The organism is Candidatus Bathyarchaeota archaeon, assembly GCA_026014805.1.
Lineage (GTDB): Archaea > Thermoproteota > Bathyarchaeia > Bathyarchaeales > SOJC01 > JAGLZW01.
This window is the reverse complement of sequence record JAOZHR010000010.1, coordinates 110,917-137,867: the sequence shown is the minus strand read 5'-3', so window position 1 is coordinate 137,867 and position 26,951 is coordinate 110,917. Positions and strand designations below refer to the sequence as shown.

General features: G+C 43.3%; 30 protein-coding genes. 20 read left to right on the top strand and 10 right to left on the bottom strand.

Annotation, left to right across the window (positions count from 1 at the left end):
- Positions 1-15 precede the first annotated feature (15 nt).
- The 13 genes from rpsB to NWE91_02945 all read left to right on the top strand — a co-directional run bounded on the left by rpsB (position 16) and on the right by NWE91_02945 (position 11,828).
- Positions 16-687 carry a 30S ribosomal protein S2 gene (gene rpsB, locus NWE91_03005; GenBank protein MCW3985364.1) on the top strand — a complete coding sequence of 224 codons (672 nt, stop codon included), beginning with the start codon at positions 16-18 and terminating at the stop codon, positions 685-687.
- A complete protein-coding gene (amrB, locus tag NWE91_03000) occupies positions 684-1,529 on the top strand; it encodes an AmmeMemoRadiSam system protein B (protein ID MCW3985363.1) in 846 nt (281 codons plus the stop codon). Before rpsB ends, amrB begins: the two co-directional genes overlap by 4 nt.
- Positions 1,530-1,691: 162 nt before the next feature.
- Complete coding sequence (gene mvk / locus NWE91_02995) at positions 1,692-2,636, top strand: mevalonate kinase (GenBank protein MCW3985362.1); 945 nt, start codon at positions 1,692-1,694, stop codon at positions 2,634-2,636.
- A gap of 38 nt (positions 2,637-2,674) precedes the next feature.
- Complete coding sequence (locus NWE91_02990) at positions 2,675-3,985, top strand: UbiD family decarboxylase (protein ID MCW3985361.1); 1,311 nt, start codon at positions 2,675-2,677, stop codon at positions 3,983-3,985.
- Positions 3,986-3,989: 4 nt separating this feature from the next.
- Positions 3,990-5,186 (top strand): aconitase X catalytic domain-containing protein, encoded by a 1,197-nt coding sequence (locus tag NWE91_02985; protein MCW3985360.1) that lies wholly within the window; start codon positions 3,990-3,992, stop codon positions 5,184-5,186.
- The gene (locus NWE91_02980) at positions 5,177-5,566 is read left to right on the top strand and encodes a DUF126 domain-containing protein (GenBank protein MCW3985359.1); all 390 of its coding nucleotides are present in this window, start codon (positions 5,177-5,179) and stop codon (positions 5,564-5,566) included. Before NWE91_02985 ends, NWE91_02980 begins: the two co-directional genes overlap by 10 nt.
- 144 nt (positions 5,567-5,710) lie before the next feature.
- Positions 5,711-6,550, top strand: a complete 840-nt coding sequence (locus NWE91_02975) for an isopentenyl phosphate kinase (protein ID MCW3985358.1) — start codon at positions 5,711-5,713, stop codon at positions 6,548-6,550.
- 6 nt (positions 6,551-6,556) lie between these two features.
- Complete coding sequence (fni, locus tag NWE91_02970) at positions 6,557-7,651, top strand: type 2 isopentenyl-diphosphate Delta-isomerase (protein MCW3985357.1); 1,095 nt, start codon at positions 6,557-6,559, stop codon at positions 7,649-7,651.
- Positions 7,652-7,653: 2 nt separating this feature from the next.
- Entirely contained in the window at positions 7,654-8,730 is a 1,077-nt protein-coding gene (locus NWE91_02965; protein MCW3985356.1) for a polyprenyl synthetase family protein, read from the top strand.
- 17 nt (positions 8,731-8,747) lie between these two features.
- The gene (locus tag NWE91_02960) at positions 8,748-10,493 is read left to right on the top strand and encodes a glutamate--tRNA ligase (protein ID MCW3985355.1); all 1,746 of its coding nucleotides are present in this window, start codon (positions 8,748-8,750) and stop codon (positions 10,491-10,493) included.
- Positions 10,494-10,520: 27 nt separating this feature from the next.
- Positions 10,521-11,069, top strand: a complete 549-nt coding sequence (locus tag NWE91_02955; protein ID MCW3985354.1) for a DUF998 domain-containing protein — start codon at positions 10,521-10,523, stop codon at positions 11,067-11,069.
- A gap of 125 nt (positions 11,070-11,194) precedes the next feature.
- The gene (locus NWE91_02950; protein MCW3985353.1) at positions 11,195-11,533 is read left to right on the top strand and encodes a winged helix-turn-helix domain-containing protein; all 339 of its coding nucleotides are present in this window, start codon (positions 11,195-11,197) and stop codon (positions 11,531-11,533) included.
- Positions 11,534-11,666: 133 nt separating this feature from the next.
- Positions 11,667-11,828 carry a hypothetical protein gene (locus NWE91_02945; protein MCW3985352.1) on the top strand — a complete coding sequence of 54 codons (162 nt, stop codon included), beginning with the start codon at positions 11,667-11,669 and terminating at the stop codon, positions 11,826-11,828.
- Positions 11,829-11,884: 56 nt separating this feature from the next.
- On the opposite strand, the gene NWE91_02940 is transcribed toward NWE91_02945, so the two are convergent.
- From NWE91_02940 to NWE91_02930, 3 genes are all read right to left on the bottom strand, one after another.
- On the bottom strand, positions 11,885-12,994 hold the full coding sequence (locus NWE91_02940) for an ABC transporter ATP-binding protein (GenBank protein ID MCW3985351.1): 1,110 nt from the start codon (positions 12,992-12,994) through the stop codon (positions 11,885-11,887).
- 19 nt (positions 12,995-13,013) lie between these two features.
- Positions 13,014-14,651: an ABC transporter permease subunit gene (locus NWE91_02935; GenBank protein MCW3985350.1), complete on the bottom strand. Its 1,638-nt coding sequence runs from the start codon at positions 14,649-14,651 to the stop codon at positions 13,014-13,016.
- A 69-nt stretch (positions 14,652-14,720) separates the two neighbouring features.
- Positions 14,721-15,380 carry a DUF47 family protein gene (locus tag NWE91_02930; GenBank protein ID MCW3985349.1) on the bottom strand — a complete coding sequence of 220 codons (660 nt, stop codon included), beginning with the start codon at positions 15,378-15,380 and terminating at the stop codon, positions 14,721-14,723.
- A gap of 305 nt (positions 15,381-15,685) precedes the next feature.
- On the opposite strand from NWE91_02930, the gene NWE91_02925 reads away from it, so the two are divergent.
- The 3 genes from NWE91_02925 (at position 15,686) to NWE91_02915 (ending at position 18,549) form a co-directional block, all read left to right on the top strand.
- The gene (locus tag NWE91_02925) at positions 15,686-16,285 is read left to right on the top strand and encodes a hypothetical protein (protein MCW3985348.1); all 600 of its coding nucleotides are present in this window, start codon (positions 15,686-15,688) and stop codon (positions 16,283-16,285) included.
- Positions 16,286-16,508: 223 nt separating this feature from the next.
- A complete protein-coding gene (locus NWE91_02920) occupies positions 16,509-18,038 on the top strand; it encodes an NAD(P)H-hydrate dehydratase (GenBank protein MCW3985347.1) in 1,530 nt (509 codons plus the stop codon).
- On the top strand, positions 18,028-18,549 hold the full coding sequence (locus tag NWE91_02915) for a DUF367 family protein (protein MCW3985346.1): 522 nt from the start codon (positions 18,028-18,030) through the stop codon (positions 18,547-18,549). Before NWE91_02920 ends, NWE91_02915 begins: the two co-directional genes overlap by 11 nt.
- Before the next feature lie 96 nt (positions 18,550-18,645).
- Here the strand turns inward: NWE91_02915 and NWE91_02910 are convergent, their stop codons facing one another.
- The 7 genes from NWE91_02910 to NWE91_02880 all read right to left on the bottom strand — a co-directional run bounded on the left by NWE91_02910 (position 18,646) and on the right by NWE91_02880 (position 23,212).
- The gene (locus tag NWE91_02910; protein MCW3985345.1) at positions 18,646-18,822 is read right to left on the bottom strand and encodes a hypothetical protein; all 177 of its coding nucleotides are present in this window, start codon (positions 18,820-18,822) and stop codon (positions 18,646-18,648) included.
- Positions 18,823-18,836: 14 nt separating this feature from the next.
- Complete coding sequence (locus NWE91_02905; protein ID MCW3985344.1) at positions 18,837-19,085, bottom strand: hypothetical protein; 249 nt, start codon at positions 19,083-19,085, stop codon at positions 18,837-18,839.
- A 47-nt stretch (positions 19,086-19,132) separates the two neighbouring features.
- Positions 19,133-19,606, bottom strand: coding sequence for a hypothetical protein (locus tag NWE91_02900; protein MCW3985343.1), 474 nt, complete (start codon positions 19,604-19,606; stop codon positions 19,133-19,135).
- Between the two features lie 63 nt (positions 19,607-19,669).
- Positions 19,670-19,840 carry a hypothetical protein gene (locus NWE91_02895; GenBank protein ID MCW3985342.1) on the bottom strand — a complete coding sequence of 57 codons (171 nt, stop codon included), beginning with the start codon at positions 19,838-19,840 and terminating at the stop codon, positions 19,670-19,672.
- Positions 19,841-19,951: 111 nt separating this feature from the next.
- Positions 19,952-22,252, bottom strand: coding sequence for a hypothetical protein (locus NWE91_02890; protein ID MCW3985341.1), 2,301 nt, complete (start codon positions 22,250-22,252; stop codon positions 19,952-19,954).
- Complete coding sequence (locus NWE91_02885; protein MCW3985340.1) at positions 22,221-22,490, bottom strand: hypothetical protein; 270 nt, start codon at positions 22,488-22,490, stop codon at positions 22,221-22,223. Before NWE91_02885 ends, NWE91_02890 begins: the two co-directional genes overlap by 32 nt.
- 2 nt (positions 22,491-22,492) lie before the next feature.
- Positions 22,493-23,212, bottom strand: a complete 720-nt coding sequence (locus NWE91_02880; protein MCW3985339.1) for a hypothetical protein — start codon at positions 23,210-23,212, stop codon at positions 22,493-22,495.
- A 163-nt stretch (positions 23,213-23,375) separates the two neighbouring features.
- On the opposite strand from NWE91_02880, the gene NWE91_02875 reads away from it, so the two are divergent.
- The 4 genes from NWE91_02875 to NWE91_02860 all read left to right on the top strand — a co-directional run bounded on the left by NWE91_02875 (position 23,376) and on the right by NWE91_02860 (position 26,412).
- Complete coding sequence (locus NWE91_02875; GenBank protein MCW3985338.1) at positions 23,376-24,290, top strand: DUF72 domain-containing protein; 915 nt, start codon at positions 23,376-23,378, stop codon at positions 24,288-24,290.
- A complete protein-coding gene (locus NWE91_02870) occupies positions 24,287-25,111 on the top strand; it encodes a DUF72 domain-containing protein (protein ID MCW3985337.1) in 825 nt (274 codons plus the stop codon). The genes NWE91_02875 and NWE91_02870 overlap by 4 nt, the downstream gene beginning before the upstream one ends.
- 167 nt (positions 25,112-25,278) lie before the next feature.
- On the top strand, positions 25,279-25,845 hold the full coding sequence (locus NWE91_02865) for a molybdopterin-dependent oxidoreductase (protein ID MCW3985336.1): 567 nt from the start codon (positions 25,279-25,281) through the stop codon (positions 25,843-25,845).
- A gap of 273 nt (positions 25,846-26,118) precedes the next feature.
- A complete protein-coding gene (locus NWE91_02860; protein ID MCW3985335.1) occupies positions 26,119-26,412 on the top strand; it encodes a hypothetical protein in 294 nt (97 codons plus the stop codon).
- The last annotated feature ends 539 nt before the right edge of the window (positions 26,413-26,951 follow it).

The following is a 26,951-nucleotide window of genomic DNA, read 5'->3' as shown; positions in this document are numbered from 1 at the left end:
ACCGAAAAAACGAGCATTCAAGAGAAGACTGACGAAGAAATCTCGTTAGCAAGTGAAGAAGAACTCCTACTGCCACGCGACATGATGCTCTCCGCAGGCATCCACATTGGAACCAGGATGAAAGCAAAAGACATGAACCAATTCATCTATCGCGTAAGACCTGACGGCTTATTTGTTCTGGATGTTAAGCAAACAGATGAACGAATACGCATTGCAGCAAAGTTTCTTTCAAGATTTGAACCTAAAAAAATCGCTGCTGTCGCAGCCCGACTCTACGCACGCTATCCGGCAAAGAAGTTCTGCGAGGCAACAAAAGCAACACCTATTGCAGGGAGATTCGTTCCTGGACTGTTCTCAAACCCTCTATATCAACATCACCTCGAACCAACAGTTATTATTGTTTCAGACCCAAAAGCTGATGTTCAAGCTGTAAAAGAAGCAGGAATCATGGGCATTCCGGTTGTGGCATTATGCAGCACTGACAACGAATTCTCCGGCGTAGACTTTGTGATTCCAACGAACAACAAAGGCAGAAGAGCCTTAGCGGTTATTTATTGGATGCTGGCTAGGCAAGTACTTCGTGAGAAGGGAGAGTTAGCACCTGATAAAGACATGGAATCGTCCATTGACGACTTTGAAACAAAAATATCCAAAGTAGGACAGCCAACTGAAGGGGCACGTAAGTGAGAGTAAGAAGACCATGCCAGGCAGGAAGCTTCTACGCTGCCACTGCAGAAGCGCTAAAAAGGCAGATAAAAAACTGTTTCACGCATAGACTGGGTCCAGGAAAAACTCCAATTACACGAGAGGGTTCAAGAAACATCATTGGCTTAGTTTGTCCCCACGCGGGCTACATGTACTCGGGTCCAGTGGCTGCCCATTCATATTACAATTTGGCGGCTGATGGCAAACCAGATGTCGTCGTGATTTTTGGCCCGAACCACACTGGACAAGGTAGCGGATTGGCAGTTATGAAAGAGGGTGTTTGGCGAACACCTTTGGGCGATGTGCAAATCGACGAAGAGACAGCAAATCTGATTATGTGCAAGTCAAAAATTATTGACGTGGATGAACTGGCACATACTTACGAGCATTCAATTGAAGTTCAACTTCCCTTTCTTCAATATCTTTACGGCTCAGCGTTCAAGTTTGTACCCATAAGCTTTCTCATGCAGGATCTTGAGTCAAGCTGCGAAGTAGGTCAGGCTGTAGCAGAGGCTTTGGATGGAAAAAACGCGTTAATCATCGCCTCTACGGATATGACCCATTATGAGCCCCATGAAACAGCTGCAAAGAAAGATAAGAAAGCACTTAGTGCCTTAGAAAAACTGGATGAAGAAGAGTTTTATTCAATTGTTGAAAGTTACCATATAACTGCTTGTGGGTATGGCCCTGTCGTGGCTCTTATTACCGCAGCTAAACTACGTAGTGCCACGAAAGGTCAAATACTCTGCTATAAAACAAGCGGTGACGTTACAGGAGATTATTCAACCGTAGTCGGTTACGCCTCAGTCGCTGTCACAAAATAGAATTAGCACTCATGCAGGTAAAGGCAACCTGCTGATGGTTGCAAGTCCATTTTATTCATTAAAGATTAGTCGACTGAAGCAACTTTTCGTCGATGTGCTCTATTTTTTCTAAAAAGTGTTTTATTTATTTCTTAGCAATAATCCTTTCTAGGGGTAGCTCAAATGGGAAGAGGTTCGGGCTTCGGAAAAGTCATCCTGTTCAACGAACACTTCGTTGTTTACGGTGTCCCAGGAATTGTTTCCGCAATTGATTCAACAGCTTACGCAGAAGCAAGAAAAGCTGGAGAAGGAATAGTGGTGAAAGATGAAAGAAAGGGCGCAAAAGGGTATGCTGAAAAGAAAAGGACTCAGCAAAAAGACTCAATAGATCGGATGCTCAAAGCAATGGGCATCGGTCCGGAAAAGGTCTCTTTAGAGATTTTGTTGGGAGGAAACCTTCCTGGTTTCAGTGGAATTGGTGCTTCTGCTGCGAGCAGTGTTGCAATTGCCAGAGCCATAGCAAAAGAATTCAAATTGGATTTGTCCGATGAAAGAATCAATGATATTGCCTATGAGGCTGAGAAAGCTTACGCTGGAACCCCTTCAGGCATTGACAATACTGCAGCGACTTATGGGGGATTGATTTGGTTCAAGAGAACTCTATGCGGAGGACCAAACATAATCGAGAAATTGAGTATAGAAGAACCGGTTGAAATTGTCATAGGCAACACAGGAATTGTAGCTGACACTAAGGAAATGGTTGCTGGGGTTGCAGCAAGAAGGAAAAAGAATGCAGAAAAATACGATCGGCTGTTTAAGCAAGCAGAAGAGTTAGTGTTCACAGCAAGGAAAGCCTTAGAAGATTTTGACATAAGAAAAGTTGGGGAGTTGATCAACGAAAATCATTGTCTACTGCAGGAAATTGAAGTTTCCTGTGAAGAACTCGATTATTTGGTGAACTTAGCTCGAGAGGAAGGAGCGTTTGGAGCAAAACTCACGGGGGGTGGCAGTGGAGGCTGCATGGTAGCATTAACCCCGGGGAGAACATTGCAGGAAAAGGTTGCAGCAACAATTGAAAATCAAGGATTCAATGTGTTGAAAACAAAAATTGGGATTCAAAAAATATAAAGAAAAAAAGGACCTATTAGAAAAAAGGAGTGAGAAAATTGGGGTTTAGACATTTCTTAGAACAACTTGACACAGAAGGAGAACTAACAAGAATAAGAAAGGAAGTCTCGACTGAGTATGAACTGGCGGGAATTATAGATGCCCTCAAGGAAAAACCCGTATTTTTTGAAAAAGTGAAAGAGTCCAACATCCCTGTTGTAGCTGGTCTCGTCTCTTCAAAAGAATCGGTCGCCAAAGCTTTGAACGTAGAAAGGGGACAATTGCTGCACAAGCTATCTAATGCGATAAAAAAGCCTTTTCCGTCTCCGAATGTTGTAAAGAAGGGAGAATGCCAACAAATCGTTGAAAAAGATGTTGATCTAACAAAACTCCCGATAATGAAGTACACAGAAAAGGACGGCGGAAAATATGTGGCATCCGCCATAGCTATAATAAGAGACCCTGAATTGGGTAGAAACATGTGCTTCCACAGGTTGATGCTGCTGGATAGGAAAAAGTTTGTAGCCAGAATCGTTGAAGATAGGGGAACGGACACCGCCCTGAAAAAATCTGGTGGCGAACTCGAGATAGCGATGTGCATAGGAAACTCAACCGCCGTTCTCCTAGCTGCTTCCACATCTCTGCCGAAAGGAGTCGACGAATTAGGAATGGCTAATGTGCTAGAAAAAACGGAACTGGTGAAATGTAAAACCGTTGATCTCGAGGTCCCGAGAGACTGTGAAATTGTATTAGAGGGACGAGTAACGAAAGAAAGAGCACCTGAAGGGCCATTCTTAGACCTCACAGGAATCCTCGACAAGGTGAGACAGCAACCAGTGATAGAAATAAGCTGCATGACCTATAGAGAAAACCCCATCTACCAAACCATACTTGCTGGAAGAAAAGAACACAAGCTATTAATGGGAATGCCCAGAGAACCAACTATCTTCAATGAAACGAACAAAGTTTGTGAATGCAAGGATGTTTACATAACTATTGGTGGTTGCAGCTGGCTGCATGCAGTCGTGCAAATAAAGAAACGGAACACAGATGATGGAAAAAAAGCGATCAGAGCAGCTTTTAAAGGTCACAGATCATTGAAGCACTGTGTCGTTGTGGATGACGACATAAACATCTATGATCCGAATGAAATCGAGTGGGCAATTGCAACTAGATTCCAAGCAGATGAAGACGCTGTTATCCTACCAAAACAAAGAGGATCTTCTCTTGATCCCTCTGGAGATTTGACTGGAGGAAAAAAAGCGATAACATGCAAGATGGGATTAGACGCAACGATTCCATTCACACAAACAGGTAAAGGCTTCAGGAAAGAGGAATACAGAGAAGTTGATCTAGACAAGTTCTTGTGATTTTATGTATCTCACGAAAGAAGAAGAGAGAATGCTGAATGGAGAAGAAGGCTACGCAGTAAAAAAATCCATGGAGATACTCGTCGCCTTAGGCGACATCTACGGCGCTGAAAAGCTCATAGAAGTAGGCTCTGTTCAAGTGGCAGGTGTATCATACCATAACCTCGGAGATGCTGGTCTGGAGTTTCTAAACGAATTGGCAAAAGACGGGAAAGTCAGAGTGCTCACAACTTTGAATCCTGCAGGAATGGATCTGAAGGATTGGAAGAAGCTCGGGATCGACGAGGAGTTCGCAAGAAAGCAGAATTTGGTCATCGACGCCTTCAAGAAAATGGGCATAATCATCTCTTGTACGTGTACTCCTTACTTGATAGGTAACCTACCAATATACGGAGAGCATATTGCTTGGTCGGAATCCTCTGCAGTTACTTTTGCCAACTCTGTTATCGGAGCAAAGACAAATAGAGAAGGAGGTCCATCAGCTCTTGCGGCGGCTTTTGTTGGCAAAACACCGTACTATGGACTTCATCTGGACGAGAACAGAGCGCCAGACACTTGTGTGCACGTAGCTGCAAAATTGAAAAAAATCTCAGATTGGGGAGCTCTTGGCTACTGTACTGGCAAGAAAGCAGAAAACAAAATCCCGTACGTAACTGGCATTGAAGATGCTAATTTAGATGAGTTGAAATCTTTCTGTGCCTCCATGGTGACTTATGGCTCAAAACCCCTGTTCTATATGAGGGGAATAACCCCTGGATCCGAAAAACATCAACCCCCTAGAGAGACTATAACAATTGAGAATGAGGACATAGAGGAAGCATACCAAAGCATTAATGACGACTTTTGCACCGTCGATTTAGTCTGCATTGGGTGCCCCCACTGCTCAATTAAAGAAATCGCTGAAATAGCAAAGCTGCTGAAAAACAAGAATATATCTTCAAACACCGAATTCTGGGTCGCATGCTCAAGACTTGTGAAACAGATCGCAGATGAAAGAGGTTACACTGAAGCAATCGAAAGGGCTGGGGGGAAATTCGCCTGTGACACTTGTATGGCTGTAGCTCCACTGAGAGGAAAATTTCGATCTGTCGCAACAACCTCTGCAAAAGGATGCTACTACTCAAGACATAACGATATGATGACAAAAATGGGAAGTCTAGAAGAATGCATAGAAGCTGCGGTGAAAGGAAAATGGAGTTAAGAGGAAGAACCATTTCAAAGGGAGTTGCAGAAGGAGAAGCCCTGAGCACGTCACAACCAATCTCATTTTTTGGCGGGGTTGACCCAGATACCAGCGAGATAATAGAAAAAGGGCATGAACTGGAAGGAAAAAGAGTCAGAGCTAGAATGTTAGTTTTCCCAAATGGAAAAGGATCAACCGTTGGGTCCTACACACTCTACAGATTGAAAAAGAATGGCGTGGCTCCTGCCGGAATCATAAACAAAGAATGTGAAACTGTGGTCGCTGTTGGTGCAATAATCTCAGAAATTCCTTGTGTTGACAAGATTGATATTTCAAAAATAAGAACGGGAGATTTCGTTCATTTAGAGAATGGCGTTGTCACAATAAAGAAGCAATGAGTTCAGATGGTTGATGCTTCGCGGCCCGGTTTTTAGGCACAAAACGGGCTGGAGATAGAAATAGGTGCATAATAGCTTGGGCTGAACCGAAGAATTTAAAGCGCGTCAAAAAGGCTATAGAGCAAGCTGGCGGAGGGGCTTTTGTTGCTAGAAGAACTGCGGACGGAGCCAAAATTTAAGGGCAAGGCTGAAGGCAAATTAGTTGTTTTGAAGCTCGGTGGCTCCGTGATAACCGATAAAGAAAAACCTATGACCCAAAATCTAGACGCTATACAACGGCTGGCAAAAGAAATAGCTGACGCAGATGTTGAGCGACTAATCATAGTGCACGGCGGCGGCAGCTTCGGTCACCCTCTAGCAAAACAATACAAGATCAAAGAAGGCTACGAAGAGCAGTCACAAATTGAAGGTTTTTCAAAAACACATCAAGCCATGCTGGAACTAAATAAACATGTTGTGGACGCTCTAATACGCCATAATATCGCAGCCTTCTCTGTTTCTCCCTCATCCTTCATAATTACGAAGGCTGGTCGAATCCAAGTTTTCTATGACAGCACGTTGACACTGCTTCTAGACACGGGGTTTGTGCCCGTGCTTTTTGGAGATGCCGTTCTCGACATCAACATTGGATTCACAATACTCTCTGGTGACCAACTGGTTGCTGCCTTGGCGACAAGATTCAAGGCTGATAAGATAATTATTGGTGCAGACGTAGATGGCTTGTGCACTTCTGACCCGAAGACTGATGTTTCTGCACAGTTGATACCCCATATTACGTTGCAGAGGTTGAAAGCTCTTCTACATAATATTGAAGAAGCAAAAGTGACTGATGTGACTGGGGGCATGTTGGGCAAGATTTTAGAGTTGATGCCAGCTATTAATGCTGACATTCCAGCGATAGTTGTTAATGCTGCGAAGGAAGACAATATTTACAAGGCGCTTAAGGAAGAAAAAGTAATCGCAACATTAATCGAAAAAGAGTGAAATGTGTTGCCAGGTCAAACGGAGAATAGAAAAGCTGATCACATACGAATCTCCTTGGAGGAAAATGTGCACGCTAGAAGGATTGCCACGGGTTTTGAAAGCATCTACTTCGTGCACCGAGCCTTACCTGAAATCGACCGCGATAAAATCCGTCTCACTACGAGATTTTTCGATCACAAATTTTCCGCTCCGATTTTTGTTGGCGCCATGACTGGAGGGACAAAAGAAGCCGCAAAAATCAACACTTTTATCGCTGAAGCGGTTGAGGAGCTCGGCTTGGGGATGGGTGTTGGAAGCCAAAGAGCAGCAATAGAAGAACCTGAACTAGAGTCAACATACAAAATTGTTAGGAAGAAGGCTCCAGAGGCCTTTTTGGTTGCCAACATTGGAGCACCTCAGCTTGTGCAAGGATATGGCGTTGAAGAAGCTGAAAGAGCGGTGGAAATGATTGAAGCCGACGCCTTAGCAATTCACCTAAACCCACTGCAAGAGGCAATCCAACCAGAAGGTGAAGCAAATTATGCTGGCGTCCTTCAAAAAATAGAAGAGATAACGGAGGCGCTTCAATTACCCATAATTGTAAAAGAGACAGGGGCAGGCATATCCGCTGAAACTGCGAAGAAACTTGAACAGGCTGGAGTACAAGGCATCGATGTTTCTGGCGCTGGTGGGACAAGTTGGGCGGCTGTAGAATATTACCGAGCAAAAACTGCTGAAGACGTGTTTCGACAACGGTTGGGCGAGAGTTTCTGGGACTGGGGTATACCTACTGTTGCAAGCCTGGTAGAAGTCAGCCAATCCACAAAACTTACGGTCATGGCTTCGGGTGGGGTGCGAACAGGTATAGATGTGGCAAAGGCATTGGCGTTGGGTGCAAGTCTAGCCAGCATGTCTACTCCTATACTACGTGCTGCTACTAAGAGCACAAGCGAAGTGAAAAAAGCCTTGAATTTCGTTATCGAAGAATTGAGAAACACCATGTTCCTCGTCGGCGCAGAATCATTGGACGAAATGAAGAAAGCTCCCTTGATATTACTAGGAGAGACAGCAGATTGGTTAGAAAAGCGAGGCTTCAAACCTGAAATGTATGCAAGGCGATAACTATGGAAATTAAGGTTGAGAAGTTTCTAGAAAGGCAGGTTGCCATCGTTGATGAGATGATTGAAAAGTATATTCCAAGAGAATTCAGGGAAGACGCAGTTGTCTTTGCTCTTAATCCACCGAGATATGCGTATAATCTTGACGCCTTGAACAAGGCAGTCGCAGAACCCATTTGGGAGTTTCTTAACCGAGGTGGAAAACGTTGGAGACCCAGCCTATTCCTATTAATCTGTGAAGCATTAGGAAAGAATCCAAAAGACTTCTTAGAATATGCCATAATCCCCGAGGTCATACACAACGGAACATTGATGATAGACGACATAGAGGATCTATCGGAACTGCGGAGAGGTAAACCATGCACTTACAAGCTGTTCGGCCTAGACATAGCCATAAACGCTGGCATTGCCATGTGCTACATTCCCCTTCTATCTCTTATTAAAAACCGAAACAAAATCCCAACAACCATGCTGAACAAGGCTTACGAGATTTACGTGCAAGAAATGATTAACCTAAGCTTTGGCCAAGCAATGGACATCGCGTGGCACAGAGGACTAGCAGATGCAGACAAGATAGATGAACGAAATTACTTGCAAATGTGTGCTTATAAGACTGGAACTTTGGCGAGTATGGCAGCGAAGTTAGCTGCAGTCTTATCAGGAGCTGATGGCAAGTTAACTGAAAAGCTGGGACATTTCGCAGAGGCTGTTGGCGTGGCTTTTCAGATACAAGATGACGTCTTAGACTTAACTGAAAGAGAGTTTGCTGAAAAGAAAGGGGCGCGGGGAATGGACATTTCTGAAGGCAAACGCACATTGATGGTTATCCATACTTTACAAATAGCAACGCTCACAGACAAAAAGCGGCTTCAAGAAATTCTGAGAATGCACACAAACAAGCAAGAGCTACGTGACGAAGCCATCGCCATAATGGCGAAGTACAACTCCATCGAGTACGCAAAAGAGCATGCACGCAAAATTGTGGGAGAAAGCTGGAACAACGTTGACACGTTACTGCCCGCTTCAACTGCAAAAGAAAAATTAAGAGCCTTCGCCAACTACCTTATCCAAAGAAAAATTTGAGAATTTGAGTGACTTTATTGTCTTCTAACGCTGAAATCAGAGAAAAGATTAAGAAAATCGCACTGCTAAACGCCATTAGGCATGAAGGAAAAGCGCAGCAAGGACCAGTTATCGGCAAACTACTAGCTGAAATGCCAAGCTTAAGAGCAAAGGCCAAGGAAATAGCATCTATTGCGGTACAGATTCTTAGAGAAGTCAACAACCTTAGTTTCGAAGATCAAAGAGAAGTTGTGGAGGAGAACTGGCCTGAAGCTTTTGTACGAGAGAAAGTAGAAGAGAAGAAGAAACTTCCACCATTGCCGAACGTGGACAAGTATGAAGTGGTTGTGACACGTTTTTCTCCCAACCCCGACGCTCCGATCCATCTTGGCTCTGCAAGAGCCATAATTCTGTGTCACGAATATGCAAAAATGTACGGGGGAAAGTTTCTCGTGCGCTTCGAAGACACAGATCCAAAACTGAAACGTCCACAGCTACAGTTTTACGACTCCATAAAAGAAGATTTGGAATGGCTAAAATGCAAACCCGATGAGTACTTCATTCAAAGTGACCGTTTACTGATCTATTACGAATATGCAGAGCGATTACTTAGAGAAGGAAACGCTTATATCTGCACCTGCAAATCCGAAACGTTCAAAAAACTGATTTTAGCCAAGAAGCCATGCTCATGCCGCAGTCTGCCGTCCAAAGAACATATAAAACGTTGGAACGAAATGCTTGATGGCACTTGCAAAGAAGGAGAGGCCGTTGTACGCGTCAAAACAGATCTTACACACCCAAATCCAGCGGTTCGAGATTGGCCAGCACTACGCATAATCGACACCGAGACTTTTCCGCATCCCCGTGTCGGCAGCAAATACCGTGTCTGGCCACTGTACAACCTCGCATGCGGCATAGATGACCACCTCATGGGTGTAACGCATATAATACGTGGAAAAGAACATTTGACTAATCAGACTCGGCAAGAGTTTATGTATAGTTATCTTGGGTGGAAGTATCCAGAGGCAATTCATTATGGACGTATGAAAATCACTGGGGCATCTTTAAGTAAGTCAAAGATCGTGCAGGGAATGCGTGATGGAGTCTATAAGAGTTGGGACGATCCAAGGTTAGCGACTTTTGCGGCGCTTAGACGGAGAGGCATACAAGCAGATGCGATAAAACAGTTGATAATTGATGTTGGACCTAAGACGCAAGACATAACGCTTAGCTGGGAGAACATGTATTCGCACAACAGAAGGATAATTGAGCCTAAAGCGAGCCGTTACTTCTTTGTGTACAACCCTAGAAAAATGATTGTGAGCAATCTTCCCAAGTCATTTGTGGCAGAAATTCTTTTGCATCCTGACTATCCTGAAAGGGGCTTTCGTAGATTTAATGTTAAACCAAAAGACAGTGTTGCAAAGTTTTGGATAACAAATGAAGATGTTGAGAAAATGAGGAAAGGTCAAGTTATTCGGTTTATGGAGCTATTCAACATAAGAATAGGCAGTTTGGAAGAAGATGTTGTGAAAGCAGTTTTTCACAGTCAAGAGTATAAAGAAGCGAGGAAAGTTAAGGCGCCATTAATTCACTGGATTCCAGAAAACGCAGATGCAAGGTGCCAAGTGGTGTTACCTGACGCTTCGGTTGCTAAGGGCTTGGCTGAAGAGGGTTGTAAACAACTGCAAACTGACAATGTCGTGCAGTTTGAACGGTTTGGTTTTGTGAGAATAGACAGTAAGAAGGAAGGGTTGATTACCGCCTATTATTGTCATCGTTAAAATAACGTGCCAACTTAGGTGATTGATATGAATGAGCGGAAGTACGCTTTGTTTGGCGTTGTTGGACCTATAGCGGCTTATCTTTTCATCATCGTCTCCATAATGCTGTCGCCCTGGTTTAGTTGGTCAGCCAACGCCTTAAGCGATCTTGGGCATGCCGTTAGAAGCGATGTTGCGCCGTTATTTAATTTCGGTTTATTGCTGGCAGGGTTCCTCATCATGATTTATTCAATCACAGCCTTTAGGAATCATGCCAAATATGCCTGCTACTGCTTGCTAATCTCGGCTTTACTGCTTCAGTTGGTCGCGACTTTTGATGCAGTGTACGGCTTTCTCCATTTTCTAGTATCAGTATCATTTTTTGTGTCATTCGGCTTCGCCTCTATCATCTACGCCTTAGAAAAAAAGTCTATTCTAGCCTCAGTAGCGTTCACGATTGGTTTAGGTTCATGGATTTTGTATTTTGCGGGGATTTATAGTGCGGGGGTTGCTGTGCCTGAAACCATATCGTCGGTGGCAGTTGTGTCGTGGGTTATGTTGTCTGCTTTTAGAATCTATCTATGCAAATCAGTTTAACATTGAAGTATAATAATAGGAATTTGAACAATACAATTTTGAGAAACATGAATTTCAAATATTTACTCAGATTTCTTAAGAGATTTATTCGCAGTGATGAACCATAAGAAAGGAGAGATTATGCAATGTCCCGTTCAAGACTGGAAAAGTACCTAAGCATTCTTGAGACTCTAGTTCCTGAACCTATAGAGTTTGAAGACATTTCGTACAAGGCTGACATAGAGTGTAGCACGTTGAAGCGGTACTTGGATTTTCTGCTTTATCACAAGCTTGTTGAAGAAAGGCGTTTAAACAAAAAAAGAGCAGTTTACGCCATTACTGAAAGAGGATTGGCGGTGTTCAAAACATTGAGAGCGCAAAAATACTTTCAAAAACTCAAGAATATCTTGCCAGTGGTAGAGGAAGCAAGCAACGTTGGACCGCTGCTTTCAAAACACGCTCACGAACTTGGAGAGGAGCGTTAGTTGTCTTCATTTGGTCAAAAAGTGTGGTTAGTCCTGTTGGAGACACACAATGTGTTTTACACCTTTGAAATGTGATTATTTAGAATAGGCAGTTTTGTCAAGTAGTGAGGGACCTCAATTGAGTGGGAAGAAAATGAGTGTTCAACTGATAGAGAAAAATGAGCAAAACTTCAAGACTGAAAGAAACTATGTGGATGCGCAAGAGCATACAGTTAAGATTAGTCTCAAGGACATGACTCAAGAAGAGAAAATACAAGAAGCCATCAAGCCACTATACCTAAATAGGTACGAATAATAGCCAAAGGCTTGTTATTAGCTCTGCAAACTCTGCGTTAAGGCACTCTTCAAGATTTATCCTACTTCTAGCTCAGCCATTAAGCCCTTTGGTGGATATAAGAACATTTGGCTTTTTTCAGGAGAAAACCCAACCGTTACCTCATCAGCTTCTTTAAGCCATTCCCCTCCTAAACTTGCCTTTACAACAATGATGAAATCGTCATTAGCTAAGCGAATTTCGTAGCGAATGTCTGTTCCTTCAAATCGAACTTTTTCAATAACTCCATTTAATTCGTTGACCAATTTTCTCCGTCCCTTCACTATCTCGAAAGCTTCGGGTCTAACTGCCAAGACAATCCTTTCGTCTATCTGAGAAGCCTCATTTTTCCTTGCGCCAACTTTCAGGTCACCGCGTAACTTTACAATGGCCTTGTCATCTTCCACTCCGATTACTCGTCCCTCGAGGAAATTGGATTCTCCGATAAAGTTGGCTATAAAAATCTGTTGAGGATTCATATATAGCTCGTAAGGCGTTCCCACTTGAAATATGCGACCTTTTTTCATAACGGCAATTCTGTCGGAAATAGCCATGGCCTCCGCTTGGTCATGAGTGACGTGAATAGCCGTCAATCCCAAGTCTTCCACAAGTCGTCTTATCTCGTATCTAAGTTCACTACGAATTTTCGCGTCTAAAGCGCCTAAGGGCTCGTCTAATAACAGAGTTTTAGAGCCAGCAGCTAATGCCCTTGCCACCGCGACTCGTTGCATCATACCGCCGCTTAGCTCGTGGGGATAAGCATCAGCACGTTTGTCCAGTTTTACCATCTCCAGTGTTTCGCGGCCGACGCTTGCAGCCCTTTTCTCTTCCCAAGCCTTTACTCTAGGCCCATAGGTTACGTTGTCGAAAACGTTCATGTGGGGAAACAAGGCGTAAGTTTGAAAAACGAAGCCGATTCCGCGGTCCTCTGGAGGGACATCGTTGACTAAGTTGTCGTCTATGTAAATTTCTCCTTTAGTTGGTTGAATTAGGCCTGCAATCATTCTAAGTAACGTTGTTTTTCCACAGCCACTTGGTCCTATGAGGGAAAAATATTCTTTATCTTGAATTTCTAAGCTGACGTTGTCAACTGCCAAGATTTTCTTTCCGAAACGTTTTGTTACGCCTTTCAATTGTATTTTCGGCATCAACACTCACCATCCATGTCTAGTACACAGCTTTCCTCCTAACTCCTAATTTAAGGAAAAGTAACACTATAAAAGAAAGCCCAATAAGGATTCCGCAGCCTAACCCAACATCTGAAGCAGTTGCAGGAATTGTTTCTTGAACCCAGTCCACAAGCAACACTGGTGCGGTCTTAAGTTGAGACACTACTGCTAGAGTTGCACCAGTTTCACTTATACTTCTCGTCAACACCATAATGGCACCAGCGAGCAATGAATACTTGGTCAAGGGTAGAATTATGGTTCGAAACACTGCAAAAGGCTTGGCTCCGTGAATGCGAGCAGCATTTTCTAATTCTATGTCTGTACGCTCTATTGCGGCGGCCATAGACCTTACGAAGTAGGGGTAAGTGATTGAAAGATGGGCTAAAACTAGCAAGACTATCTCTGGCACGAACGCAAAATTAGTCCAAAAAATACTGAGAGAAGCTCCCAGAGCCGTAGAAGGCACAATAATTGGAATGTTAACGAGAATGTCCAGAACACCTGAAACAGATCTTCCCATTCTTTTTCGCGCAATCAGAATTGCCATTGGCAGCCCAGCTAAGATGCTTAGCAATGTGACGAGTGCTGCGACAGAATATGACAAGCCCAGACTTGACCAGTAGTCTTGCCAAATTCCAGAACCTGAAACCGCGTTGTTTATGGTGCCATCCATTATCGCAGTAAATGTAGGTACTGCTACGAAAAGTGAAGGAATGATGACTAACAAAAAGAAGACTAGTAGTGTTAAGGTGTCTCGGGTGGCAGCTACGCCTTTTGAACTCAGATTTCGCTCAAATGAAGGCCAAACACGTCGAATTGGCACATGTAACCTCTTTCCAAGAACAAGTATTACGCCGAAAATCGCGCATGAAATCAGTATTAGTATTAGGCTTACGAAGACCAGTGGACCTTGCTGACCATCAATTTTCATGTTCTTCACAAAAATAGCGCCATTTTCAAACGCCCCAGCCACCATCATAGTTGCTCCCGTTTCACTAATTGACCGAGCAAAAGCCAACACAAAAGCACCAATCAAACTAGGCTTCAAAATTGGAAAGGTTACAGTTCTATATACGGTGAAAGTTGAAGCTCCCAAAGTTCTAGCTGCTTCTTCAGAAGTACGCTGATAATCGAGAAGCGCTCCAACCATGACCCGGACAACAACTGGAAAAGAAAAAACGAAGTGAAGAAGTATTACGAGAAGCCACCCTGGAGAAATTAGACTGCCGCCAAAAAGCGACGAAATCCCTTGAGGGCTGCTCCAAAATAAAAGCAGAGAATAACCCAGTGTAACGGTGGGAACCACAAAAGGAATGTCCGCGAGCGTATCTACAACGTTTAGCCATCTGGATTTCCCTCTTGAAATGAACCAGGCCGTAGGTATTCCAGCGACAAGGTCGATTATGGAAACAAAAATGGCAATTCCAAAGGAAGCCCAAATGGCATTAGCCGCTCTGGACATTAACTCCGGGTTTCCAGTAATTTCGCCAACCAGGTTCCATTTTAGGCCTATTCCGAAAATAGGTGGAACTAGAATCAACACGAGAAAAAAAAGTATGGCTCCAACGTAGATGCTATATGCAATTGTTCGATGAGACGAAAGTTTATCGAGGATTGTTACTTTGAATTTAGGCAATTCTACTTTTCTCTCTCACTTTCTGTTCATTCAAGGCGTATATCGAGGTTTTCAAACAGGAGGCAGCGATTAGAATTCTCTTATAGACGCAAGGATTCTCACGTAGTCTGCAGTGTCATCACATGAATCTGCTACATGCTCCATTTCTTCTGCCAAGTCTCGAAGGAAAAGCACTGTTGCCGCGGTCATCTCGTCTGAATGTTGAAGAAGAAGGTCTTTTATCTCTTGGTATTTTTCGTCGATTTCGCCCTCTATTTTGTCAATCGTTATTGCAAGTCTTTTTGCTTCAGGTGGGTTTGTTCCAAGCGCTTCAATTGCTCGGCGCAAGATCTTTGCACATTCAACTAGTTTGGTTGCTATGCAAACAAGGGGTTTCCAGAAAATCTCTGGAATCTTAGTTTTAAGTATCATATCGAGGCTTCTCGCCGCATCTTTAACGTGGTCCGCCATCTCGTCCAATCTTTTAACGAGGTGCATTATGTCTTCGCGGTCTTGAGGAGACATCGTGTTTTTCGTTAGTTCTTCAAAAATTGTCCTTCGCAATTCGTCGATTTCGTGTTCAATTTTAGACAAATGTCTAATATGGGTTTCAGCTTCTTTTTTGCTGTTTTTCGCAGCCGCCGCCACGGCTTTCTGCAAATCCACAACCGTGTCTGTTGCCAGAATCATCTGTCTATCTGCAAGTTCAAGAACCCTAGATTTTCGCCTTCTTGCAAACCATCTTTCCATAATTCTCACCCTTTCTCAGAATCATATTTGCTAGTTACCTATTACTTTTTAGTTTTTAACTAAATTGGTGCTCCGGCCGAGATTTGAACCTATGCCATGTGAGCATGCCAAGCGATTTGCACAAAAAGTTGAGACTTGAACCCTTTTGGGTGCTAGTCCCGCCCGGTCCACAAGTTAAACTAAGCACATTCATATTCTGACGCAGAACTTCGCCTATTTCAGCTATTGATTCACATTTCATAAGACTTTTGTTGCATCTGCGCATCCAATAATGCTGTGGGGTATACAAACTGGGAAAGGCAGCGTTGACGGCTCCACTGTATATTTCCGTTGCATGGAGCTTGATTATCAGCTACCAGCTATTTACTCAAACCGCAGTCTATTCCATCATTTACTTTCTAAACAACTTGTTGCCTTCAACAGCTGAATTTCTAATCCTCCGCATCGACATGGTTGTTTTTATACATACCTTCGCGTGGATTTTCGTCCTGTCGTCAGTAATACCTTCAATGATTCTTGGAAAGGCGAGAAGCGTTTTGCTTCAGTTCTTTCTATGCTTAACTATAACGTTTGTAGCTGTATCGGTTGAAGACATATTAGCACTTATGATTGGGACAGCGCCAATAGCTCAAATACGAACTATGTCCGTATGGTTCCAAAACCCTCTAGTTGCTGGAACTTACTTATCTGCACCTTATCTTTCCATGCTTTACCTTGACATACATTCAAGAAGGAAGGGCAAGAAAGAAGAAGAACCTGAGGAAACAGAGGCTGTTATATGTGAAGAGGCTATTTCAGCAGAACAAGAAGTAAGTGACACTGCAATAACCCAAGAAACAAACGACATAAATCAAGTTTGCCAACGTGATAGCAAAGAAAGAATAAACTTTCTTTATGGGGCTTGAGCAGCATGTTTTCTTCTCGCATTTGTCACTTTTTGGTTAGGCGACTCCATCTACAGCACTATCTTAGCAATGTCGCACAAGCTTGCCTACATTGCAGCGTTCATATCCTTAGGAGCAATACTACTTAGCCTAGGACGCTATTCAACAAACACAAACGAACAAGCGTGTCCTCATTAACCACTTATTTAAGGAGACGTTTTCATATTAATTCGCTGTGGAAACCATGCAAGCTAACATCATAACGAGCCGCGAGATGCGTGCCCTCGAAACAAACGCCGAATATTATGGCGTCTCCCGTCTACAACTCATGGAAAACGCTGGTTGCAGCGTTGCCTCTGAAATCTCCGCTCGATTCCAGCCTAAAAAGACACGTGTCGCAATCTTCTGCGGCTTAGGTGGAAATGGCGGTGACGGATTTGTAGCGGCTCGCCACCTCCTTTCTCGAGCGTATCAGGTGGAAGTCATAGTTGCAGGTAAGACCGTCGATATTAGGCATGAAGCGGCGGTGAAGAACTGGTCGACCTTACAATCTTTGAAGAACTCTGTAAGAGTGCATGTAGTCACCGATTCCTCCCAAGTTCCAGACGTTAAAGCAGACGTTGTTGTTGACGCGTTATTAGGTATCGGATTGAAAGGAGCCCCGCGACAACCAGTTTTGCAGCTGATTAGGGCGATAAATGGAATGCAAGCTTTTTGCTTGGCTGTTGATACTCCAACTGGTCTGGATTCAGACTCTGGCGAAGTGTTAGGTGAGGTTGTTAAAGCCGATTTGACAGTCACGTTTCATAAAGCGAAGCTAGGCTTGCTCAAAGCAAAGGAGTATGTAGGCGAATTGCTGGTAAAAAATATTGGACTGCCCGAAATTTGCGAAAACTTCGCAGGACCTGGCGATGTTGCCCTAGTTGTCAAACCGCGCTCCGCTGAGTCGCATAAAGGAGATTTTGGCAAGCTGTTGGTTGTGGGCGGAAGCGAATCCTATTCGGGTGCCCCTGCTCTTGTTGCTCTCGCGGCCCTCCGCACCGGTGTGGATTTGGCTTATGTTGTTGCTCCTGAAAAGACAGCCTACGCAATTTCTTCAATGACGCCAAATCTGATCACAATCAAACTTGAAGGCGTCCACCTTGGCTCAGATAATGTTTCGCAAATTAAGCAGTATCTGGGAAGGGCAACTGCAGCGGTTATAGGTCCGGGTCTTGAGCTTCATACAGACACTAAGAGGGCTGTTGAAGAGATTGTGGCCGCTGCAGAAGAGACAAAAACGCCATTGCTGCTAGACGCTGACGGATTGAAAGCTTTTGCAGAATTCAAGCGTCCACTGCGGGGTCCATTGGTTTTGACGCCTCACGCTGAAGAATACTCCATCTTAACTGGCAAGGAATTGCCGTCCAGCCTTGAAGAAAAAATGGAAAAGGTGAGGAAAACAGCTGCGAAGCTTAATGCGGTGGTTTTGTTGAAGGGGTACACTGATGTAATTTCTGATGGCAGAAAGGTGAAGTTGAACTTTTCAGGCAATCCGGGTATGACTGTAGGTGGGACGGGTGACGTGCTTTCTGGAGTCGTTGGTGCGTTTTTGGCCCAGCAGGTTGACCCGTTTGAGGCTGCGGTGGCTGGTGCTTTCATTAATGGTGCTGCTGGCGACTTTGTAAAAAGCGTAAAGGGCTGTCATATGGTGGCTACGGACTTGCTGGATTGGATTCCAAAGGTTATAGATGACCCGATGTCGCATTTGAAGGTGCGAAAGAGTGCACCCTAAAAACGTCCAAATCGTTGTTTACCACGCTAGGCAGTGTGATCCGCGAAAATGTTCAGCGCTCAAGCTGAAACGTCATAATCTTGTTTGGGTTGTCCATCAGACACGAGAGTTGCCTAGAGGTGCGGTGATTCTGAACCCGTTTGCCGAGAGGGCGTTTTCGCCCAGTGATCGTGAACGAATTGAGAAGAGGGGTCTTGTGGGTTTGGATTTTAGTTGGAAACATGCTGATGACGTGAAACGGTTTCTTAATTTGAGAGGGGCGTCGCGTTGTCTGCCATATTTGATTGCTGCAAATCCAATTAATTATGGGAAACCGACTAAGCTTAGTACTGTTGAGGCGTTGGCGGCGGCGCTTATTATTGCAGGCTTTAAGGGGGAGGGGGAGAAGCTGCTTTCGGTTTTCAAGTGGGGGCACACGTTTCTCAGTCTTAATGAGGAGTTGTTAGAGGTTTATGTGCAGGCTCGTGATAGTGGTGAGGTTGTTGAGCTGCAAAAACAGTTTATGGGTTAGCGGGCTGGTGTACTGTTCGTTCCCAACCTCAAGAGGCTGGTTTCCTCAGTTCTAAATCAGCTTCAGAGTTTTTGTGACTGTAGAACTCCTACCAGGCTAGGGCAACCCGCAATTATCCCTTAACTCCTTTCTTTTTTCAACATGAGGATATAGCTCATCTATTTCATCTTGAATTTCAATTGTTCTCTTAATCGCAGTTACAACCTTACAGTAATGCTTTATATCCTCAAGTGTCAATTTCCTTCTTCTTCTGTAGCTTAGCCATTTGAACAAAACTTGATATCCACCTATATGGTATTCCCAAACACCCTTTTCGATTCCTTCGAAAGGCAGAGTCTAACAGCAAGCTTGAATGGTGACACACTTATCAGCATGTTGACTTTTTCTTCGGTTGGAATCTTAGGCAACTTCTCTGAAGGCTTGTATCTTGGAACTTCCCAGCTTAAACCATGAAATTTGACGTAGTGGTTGTAGGCTAAACATAGGTTTCGTTTGTAGCTGTCGTTAGCTTCGTAGTTGGCTATTGCGAACTTCATGAGGAGCCGGTTAATCAAAGAACGTTTGAGTATAAAGGATGCTGGACTTAGCCGTTTTTAATCTCCTTAAGGGGAGGCTTCTCCATAAAGTTTACTAGTTCAACATGTAACGGTAGCTTATCTTTCATAGCTCTCCATTGCTTCTTCATGTATCCATAACCAGACATACTAGCATGTGGGTAGTCTCTACAGAATATTACTAGTTTCTCTACTTTAGCCAGCATTGCTTTAATGCAGTCTTTAAAAATCTCAGTTCCATCTCCTAATGCTATTTCATAGGCTATATTTTCAAATGGATCATATAGGTCTATTCTGTAGTTAGTCCCTTTTATTAGATATTCATGTCTAAGTCCACTGATTATACCTACCATCTTACTCTGCACGTTCTTACCAACATCCTTCTTATTGGTAACTTTCTTAATGTAATGTACACCGTGTCTAGTATTCTCAAAATATTTCCTCAGTTCTATCATTGCTGCTCGTTTAATTCTCTGTTCTCTTATACTTGCAGACTTTACCATTTTAATCGGCCTCAAACTTTTTAGGTCTTCCTCCCTTTAATCTTGGGTTTCTTAGCTGATTAGCTACACCACGATTCTTTGATCGTCAACAACAACTAACTCGATGGTCGGCCTTGTATATCGAGTTTTTTCTTTCAAAAACCGCCGTTCATTGGAGCCAATGTAAGCATTAACATGACACTTCAGCCAATCTTCTTCGTCATCACTCCGATAACTTCTAATCCTCAATGGCATGGTGTTCCACACCGATAGCTTGCTCTTTGTTTCTTCAAAAACATTGTTGTTTAGGTTCATAAGAAAAATAGGGAAGATGCGGGAGACATCTCCTTGCTTGTGGAGCTTGGATTAATATGAGGTAAGCTTTGTGCATTGATAGCCTCTCACTGAGTCGTAGATATCCTTTGCTGAGTAGCCAAATGGGCTTAGAATGTTTGAAGCAGCGGAATACAAGAGGAGAAGGTACTTTTTAACATCTGAATTCGTGTTTTCTTCAATCAATTCTTCTGCTCTAACTCTTCGTTCATAACGTTTGCTTTTCGCACTTGTGAAGAGAAATTTTACACTCTTTCCAGCAGAAACCTCGACGCCTTCCTTCAGAAGTTGTTCAGCTGCAATTACTTGACTGACTTTCTGCGTATAATCTTCCAGATTTTTAGAAAGACGTTTAGTGATGACCAAGTCCCAGATTGGAACTTCTCCATCTATCAGTCTTCTTCTATTTTTCCTAATCACCTTCAGAGCTTCAGGTATTTTCTCGATGAAAGCTTTAGAGTCACTAGCAGTAGCCAGCACTTTAATCATTTCCATTTGGGCATCATGCACAAATTTCGGCGTATCTCTTCTTCGAGCATCTATACCTCTAACCTTGATTCTGCCATCTTCTTTGACTCCATAGTAGCGATTCAACACAGCCACATTAGGATGCATCCGAGAGGGAAGAAAGACTATCCACTTGTAACGACCTTCAAAACTCAAAGGCACTCCAACTACTTCACTTACCTCAGTACATAAGCTGAAGTATTCCTCTGCTGTAGCATCTTTCTTCTTAAGCCACAATGAATCAACAATACCATGGATTACGCTGAACCCTCTTCTCTCAGCAATACGAGCTGTCCTTAGAAAAGCTTGTCTACCGAAAGCACAGACACCAATATGTCCATCAACCGTGCCAAACTTAGCATTCTTATATCCAAGATAGCCAAAACATGTCACTAGAATCCACTTCAGGGCACTTTGTCTTCTTTCATAAACTTCCTTAAGCCTCTGGCTGTCGGCTTCTTTTTTCAACCTCTTGTAGCGCAGCCTTTTCCCAATTGCCAACCTTAAGACCTTAGGCACAATTCCAACACGCTTCTCACAAATATGGTAACCCAGCTCTGGAATACGCAACGCAGAGTCCGGGCAACATTTACAGAGAACAGTCTCAGCCGATATGTTATTTCTAGCCATCAGAGAAGGATACATCGACGAGAAATCTACTTCACCAACCCAGTCATGAATACCCATTCTGGGTTCGTAGACAAAGCCTCCACGATCTCCAACTAGAAGTTCATAAGCTGATTTGAAGGCTTCTGGGATACGCTTGTTGCGAGGAATCAAAACGTCGTCTTTTATGGCTTGGTAGAACTGAAGAGATGACATGCTTGAGCCTATTGAAGAGCGGGAAGCTCTATGCAAAGGCACTCTGCAAGTTCTAGCAATCTCAACAAGTCCTTCAATTCCACACTCAGTGAGGATGAAAGTGCTGTTTTCGTCAACGTGAACTCTGCCATAAAGCCTCCTCATCGGAGCCCGATAGTACGTTGTGCCATAGGAGAAGAAAGTTGTTCCACGTCTTCGCTTGGCAACAAGAGGGATATTCTCTCTACTTAGAACTAATCTGTCTAAGACACCATTAACCAACGCTCTCCTTGCAAGGTAAGGAAACACATACGAGTCACCACCCCTTGTCAAGAGTATATCTGGATCAAGTTCCTTAACCACTTCAACAAACCGCAACAGCTTCCCTTTCTCGCCACCAGCGTCAACAATTGTTTTCTCGTCGTCTTGTAAAACTTCTATATTCTTTAATGGATCGTCAAAGCTTGCTATCTTTCTTTTCTTATCAATGTCTACGTGAATTCTCATGGTCCGTAACGGCGGTATCTGGTAATCAACACTTTTCACAGAGTCTAGAAGATGGTATCTCAACCGATGCTTTTCAACTTCAATATCAACAAAGGCCAGCGGAAAGATATCACGTTCATAAAGATAGGCTTGAGCGCTTCGCAAATCACAGTTGTGCACATGGTAGCGCAAGTATCTACCAGTTTCTAGAACTCTACGTACAAAGAATGGAATCCTTCTACAATCTTTCAATTCAACCTCTAAAACCTTCGACTTTTCAGTGTCAGTTGGACTGGCATACTTGAAAATGAAACTGCATGATGCTATAGATCTGTTTGCGAAGAATCGAGTTAGCAGTCTCTCTATATCTTCTTCTACGCCAGAAATGTAAATTTTAGGTTGGAACTCATCTATCAATCGTATTCTTTCACCATTCTCAGCGATAACCCAAACGCTCATCTGTCCAAACGCTGAAGGATAGAGGTCAAATATCCAACCTTCCACACGCTTAGGGTTGGCTACGTTGCTCTCTGAGCGCATCTAGCTCCTTCTCTAGCCGGTTCAAAGTCTTCTGTTGTTGAAGCAGAATGGACATGACTATAGGCTCGAACACAATAGGACGCGTAGCGTTGCTTCCCGCAGACGCATAGTTTCTACACGCATCCATCATGCGGTCAAAGGCAGCTCTGTCTTCTTTGCGCAAAGCCCTTGCAAATCCACTCCATCTCTGCAACTCTCTGTCTAATGCCATTCGATATGATTCAACAGTTTTTCCCACATTCATGCCTCCATAAATTCTGTAAGTGTGAGATTCTCTGATGGGAAGACAGTTCTTCCTAAACTGAAAAAGGGATGTTTTTCCAAAACAAACTGCTGACCATGTTTAAAAGGTCTAACGGAAGCTACAACATTAGCACGCCCGCAAACTACTGCTTTGAAGAAAATGTTCCGCTTTAACGGATAATGTGGAAGATAAGTGGCAACCACTATTATACGGTTTTCTTTAGCGAATTTTGAGAGATAGACGGTAAGTTGATTGAAAACGTCTCTAGCTTCCCTTTTAGGGACATCCTTATCGAGATACAATCCTGCTATGTCCGAGATTACCACAAGTTTCGAGTTATATTTCTCAACAGCATCCTGCAATCTATCCAAGACCAGAGAGGTCATCTGGTGGGCGGTGAACGCTCTAGAAATGAAGATTCGTTCCAAAACTTCTTTAGGATCAAGCTCATGAAGTTGAGTAATATAAGAAACGTCATACAACCTGAAGGTGTTGCCACCGTCAACAAACACCACGCTTGTCTCTAGGCCTCCAAGCTGATATGGCAACTGGGCTCTAACACAAAGAAGCATTGACAAAGGCAAAACTGTAGACGATCCATGGAGAACGGCAAAGTTGCCCAAGGCGAAGCCTGGAAACAAATCATCTATGTTTTCAATGTTGAAAAATAAGCGAAATTGAGGGGGAAAACTCTTCACTATTGTTCTTTGTGACAAATTGGCTCCTTTTCTCCTAACGTTGGGGGTGAAAACAAGGAATTTGGAGATTCTTAAAGATTCAGTAGAATGATATTCCAGAAAAGGAGACACAGTAAAGTGAAAGTGAAACGGTAATAAAGGTTAATCTGTCTGAAAGTGAAAATAAACAAGATGATGAAGATTGACAGAATACCTCATTGGAACCGGCGGCTGGGCCTATTTCAAAGTTCCAAATAAACCCTCATTAAAAGCCTATTCTGAAAACTTCAACTTTGCAGAAGTAAACTATACCTTCTATGAATATCCCAGCACGAGAATGGTTGAAAGATGGCGGCGGACAGCGCCTAGCGATTTTACGTTTACAGTTAGATGTCATAAAGACCTAACTCATAGAACTGGCTTGAAACCCGTCGATCAAGCCTATGCGGTCTTCAGTCAGATGATGGGTACTTGCAGAATTCTTGAGGCTCCCTTTCTGCATCTGTTGACACCTGCAAGTTACGTTTTTGATGACGTGAAGATAGGACAAGCAAAGGACTTCTTTTCATCAATCAATCTCAAGGGGGTTTGTCTTGCTTGGGAGGTAAGAGGCCCTATGACTGCAAAACTCATCAATCTGATGCGAGACTTCGAGATAGTACATTCAGTTGATTTGTCAAGAGAAGAACCAACGTATGATTGCGATGTTATCTATAGTAGAGTCTTTGGCAAAGGACAGCATAACATTTACCAGTTCACCGATGAGGAGCTTGTAGAGATTGAACAGAAAATACTCAAGGCTGAAGCCAGAGTTGTAATCATAACATTTCATGGCATACGAATGAGCAGCGACGCTTCAAGATTTAAGAAATATAAGGAAACTGGGGAATTTGTACCAGTTACTGCATACACAGGAGCTGATTCAGTAAGAGCAGTTCTTAAAGAGGATGCTAAGTTTCCATCAACAAAGGCTGAGTTGGTTAACCACCAGGGTTGGAAGGTAATTGATTTAACAGCTGATAAGAGAGTTCATCTGTCTAAAATGCTTTCCAAACTGCCAAGAAAAACTTACAATGGCGTCGACGATGTAATTGAAGAGTTGGAGGTCTTCATGTGAACAGAAACAATATTCTGCTTGGCACTTCAGGCTGGAGCTACAGAGAATGGGAAGGCTCATTCTACAGGAAGGGTGAAAAGAGAAAGCTTCGAGCATATGCAAGAGTCTTTCAAACTGTTGAAATTGACTCAACATGGTATCGTTATCCTTCAAAAGGAACAGTCATGGGATGGCTACGCTATTCACCGTCAGACTTCGTTTTCACAGCTAAAATTCCGAAAATCATAACTCACGAAAAGAAACTTGGTCTTAGAGGTGATGTGCAAGCCGACTTGGACGCCTTCTTGGAAATCATGCAACCATTGCAACTGAACGGAAAACTTGGGTGTCTCCTTATCCAGCTTCCGCCGAGCTACGATTACAACCCTGAGAACTTGGAGGCTTTTTTCGAGGTGCTTTCACCTCAGTTCAAATTTGCTGTTGAGTTCCGGAACCTTTCTTGGATGCAAGAGGAAACTTGGCGCTTGCTGAAAAAACATAATGTGGCTTACACGAACGTTGACGAGCCGCTCCTACCGCCAAAAGTCCACATCACTGCAGATTTCACTTACTTCCGCTGGCATGGAAGAGGAGAAAAACTATGGTTCAATTATCTATACAAAAAGGATGAACTTGAGCCTTGGGTTCCAAAAGTGCTGAAAGCATCAGAACAAGTCAAGAAGGTTTACGGCTACTTCAACAATCACTTCCATGGCTACGCCCCTGAGAACTGCCTCAGCCTAATAGAAAGACTACTGTCGTTGAAGCCACAACAGACCAAGGTTAAGAAAAGGATGAACAGAAAGCAAGTAGGTCTCATCGGCTATTTCGAGAAAAAATAAGATTTGCATGCATGAAAAAAATGGGGAGTTGCGGGGAGTGATTTCGGGTGATATCTCCACTGTGGGCGGGGTTCAAATCCCAGCGACCCCATTGCAATAAATTACGTTCTATAAGAAAAAGCAAAGACATAATTGTGGCAATATGGAATTCTTGAAAAGGCATAATCATGAAAGACAAGAATCAGCGGATTCCGCCAAATCAGACCGTTACCTCAAAGTTTCCAGTCCTGCACGTGGGTTCTGTACCGAAGTTTAATCCGGAGCAATGGGATTTCCGTGTGGAAAGTTTGGTTGAGAATCGCTTGAAATTAACATATGGGGAGTTCCTGAAACTTCCAAAAGTTGTTCGTGTAAGCGATTTTCATTGTGTAACAGGATGGAGCAGATTCGATAATGAATGGGAAGGAGTTGCCTTCGAAACCATTTTTGATCTAGCCAAGCCTCTGAAGAATAGTAGATATGTGACTGTTGTTGCCGAAGGAGAATATACTACCAGTTTGCCTATAGAGGACTTGCTGGACGATGATGTGCTTCTTGCATTTAAGCTAGACGGTGAGCCCTTGACACCAAAACACGGCGGCCCTTTAAGATTGGTCGTGCCCAAAAAGTATGCCTACAAAAGCGCAAAATGGATTAGAGGATTAAAGTTCACTGAAGAGCAGAAACTGGGTTACTGGGAGAAACGAGGATATAGCAACACAGCCGATCCATGGAAAGAAGAAAGATACACATGAGTATACGCTGATTACCTGATATAAATGAGGGTTTCGGGAAATTGAGGGTGGTGTGCTGGTCGTAACCCGTCTTAGGGCTTAGTAATATTCTATTGTTTTGCTTTTGCCTATCTTTGTTCTCATTATGTTTTGCAGTTTTACCATGTGTTTCTTGTTTTATTATCTGCTTTTTGGCTTGTTACGGTATGACTAGAAGCTCGTGTAAAGATTTTGAGTCTTTTGAAGATACTGAGGATAAGATTGGTTTGTTGCTTTGGTGTGTGGACAATAGGCATGGTTGGCAAGGTTAAACGTGCGCGTGATTTTGGCAAGATTAAACGTGCGTATATGATGGACAAGGTTGAACGTGCGCAATTGTATAGGGAAGAGGTTGAACGTCTTATAAGGTTTGAAAATGCTGAAAGAGACGGTGTTGGTCTTTGTCCGTATGATAATAAACCATGTGACAATGTTGAACGTGGTTGCGAAGATACCTTTATTGGAGAGGCTGCTGCTAACGGTGTTGGAGAGCTTATCTGGCGTTGTCCACGTTTGAAGGGAAAAAAGGCGGATTTAATCATTAAATGAATAGGTTTGATTTGGCTGGCTTAGTTCTTGTCGTTATCGTGTTTGGGCTTTTTGTAGCTAATTGCTTGTATGATTTTTATCAGAGTAGAAAGAAGAGGGTTGTCGTGGTTTGATTGGCGGGCGTAGGCGTGACAACGGCTACGCGGGTTATTTGCGCTGCATGCATAGGCATGACAAGTTCTTAATATGTGAGCAAAGAGTATGTGGTAAGCAAGATAGGCATAGGCTGGGTTTCTGTGAAGTATGCCGCGAAGAAACGCAAGAAAAGGCAAAGATACTTGAAGAGAATGCACAGACTGCACAAGAAGAAAAGGCACGCTAGAACCACTTCCTCCTAGTTTGCGCGTGCTAAAGTTTTAGATGGTAAGTTGTATTCTGTTTGTTTGAGTTTGTTGTTGTTTTTTTGAGGCGAGTGGAGCGGAGCGACATGAGCCTGAGAAATGGCATGCTGATACAGAAAAAAGAGGGTTATTTGCGTTTTTTGAATGCGTGCGCAGAAGAAAATGCGATGGCAACTATAAGCCGATGAACCAAGAATC

Bases quoted from the DNA above. Each gene is read 5' to 3' on its own strand.
- NWE91_02980 (MCW3985359.1), top strand. From the start codon at position 5,177: ATGGAGTTAAGAGGAAGAACCATTTCAAAGGGAGTTGCAGAAGGAGAA.
- NWE91_02890 (MCW3985341.1), bottom strand. From the start codon at position 22,252: ATGCGCTCAGAGAGCAACGTAGCCAACCCTAAGCGTGTGGAAGGTTGG.
- NWE91_02985 (MCW3985360.1), top strand. From the start codon at position 3,990: ATGTATCTCACGAAAGAAGAAGAGAGAATGCTGAATGGAGAAGAAGGC.
- NWE91_02895 (MCW3985342.1), bottom strand. From the start codon at position 19,840: ATGCCATTGAGGATTAGAAGTTATCGGAGTGATGACGAAGAAGATTGG.
- NWE91_02860 (MCW3985335.1), top strand. From the start codon at position 26,119: ATGGTTGGCAAGGTTAAACGTGCGCGTGATTTTGGCAAGATTAAACGT.
- NWE91_02920 (MCW3985347.1), top strand. From the start codon at position 16,509: ATGCAAGCTAACATCATAACGAGCCGCGAGATGCGTGCCCTCGAAACA.
- NWE91_02905 (MCW3985344.1), bottom strand. From the start codon at position 19,085: ATGAAGTTCGCAATAGCCAACTACGAAGCTAACGACAGCTACAAACGA.
- NWE91_02945 (MCW3985352.1), top strand. From the start codon at position 11,667: ATGAGTGTTCAACTGATAGAGAAAAATGAGCAAAACTTCAAGACTGAA.
- NWE91_02900 (MCW3985343.1), bottom strand. From the start codon at position 19,606: ATGGTAAAGTCTGCAAGTATAAGAGAACAGAGAATTAAACGAGCAGCA.
- NWE91_02950 (MCW3985353.1), top strand. From the start codon at position 11,195: ATGTCCCGTTCAAGACTGGAAAAGTACCTAAGCATTCTTGAGACTCTA.
- NWE91_02965 (MCW3985356.1), top strand. From the start codon at position 7,654: ATGGAAATTAAGGTTGAGAAGTTTCTAGAAAGGCAGGTTGCCATCGTT.
- NWE91_02865 (MCW3985336.1), top strand. From the start codon at position 25,279: ATGAAAGACAAGAATCAGCGGATTCCGCCAAATCAGACCGTTACCTCA.
- mvk (MCW3985362.1), top strand. From the start codon at position 1,692: ATGGGAAGAGGTTCGGGCTTCGGAAAAGTCATCCTGTTCAACGAACAC.
- NWE91_02955 (MCW3985354.1), top strand. From the start codon at position 10,521: ATGAATGAGCGGAAGTACGCTTTGTTTGGCGTTGTTGGACCTATAGCG.
- NWE91_02940 (MCW3985351.1), bottom strand. From the start codon at position 12,994: ATGCCGAAAATACAATTGAAAGGCGTAACAAAACGTTTCGGAAAGAAA.
- NWE91_02930 (MCW3985349.1), bottom strand. From the start codon at position 15,380: ATGGAAAGATGGTTTGCAAGAAGGCGAAAATCTAGGGTTCTTGAACTT.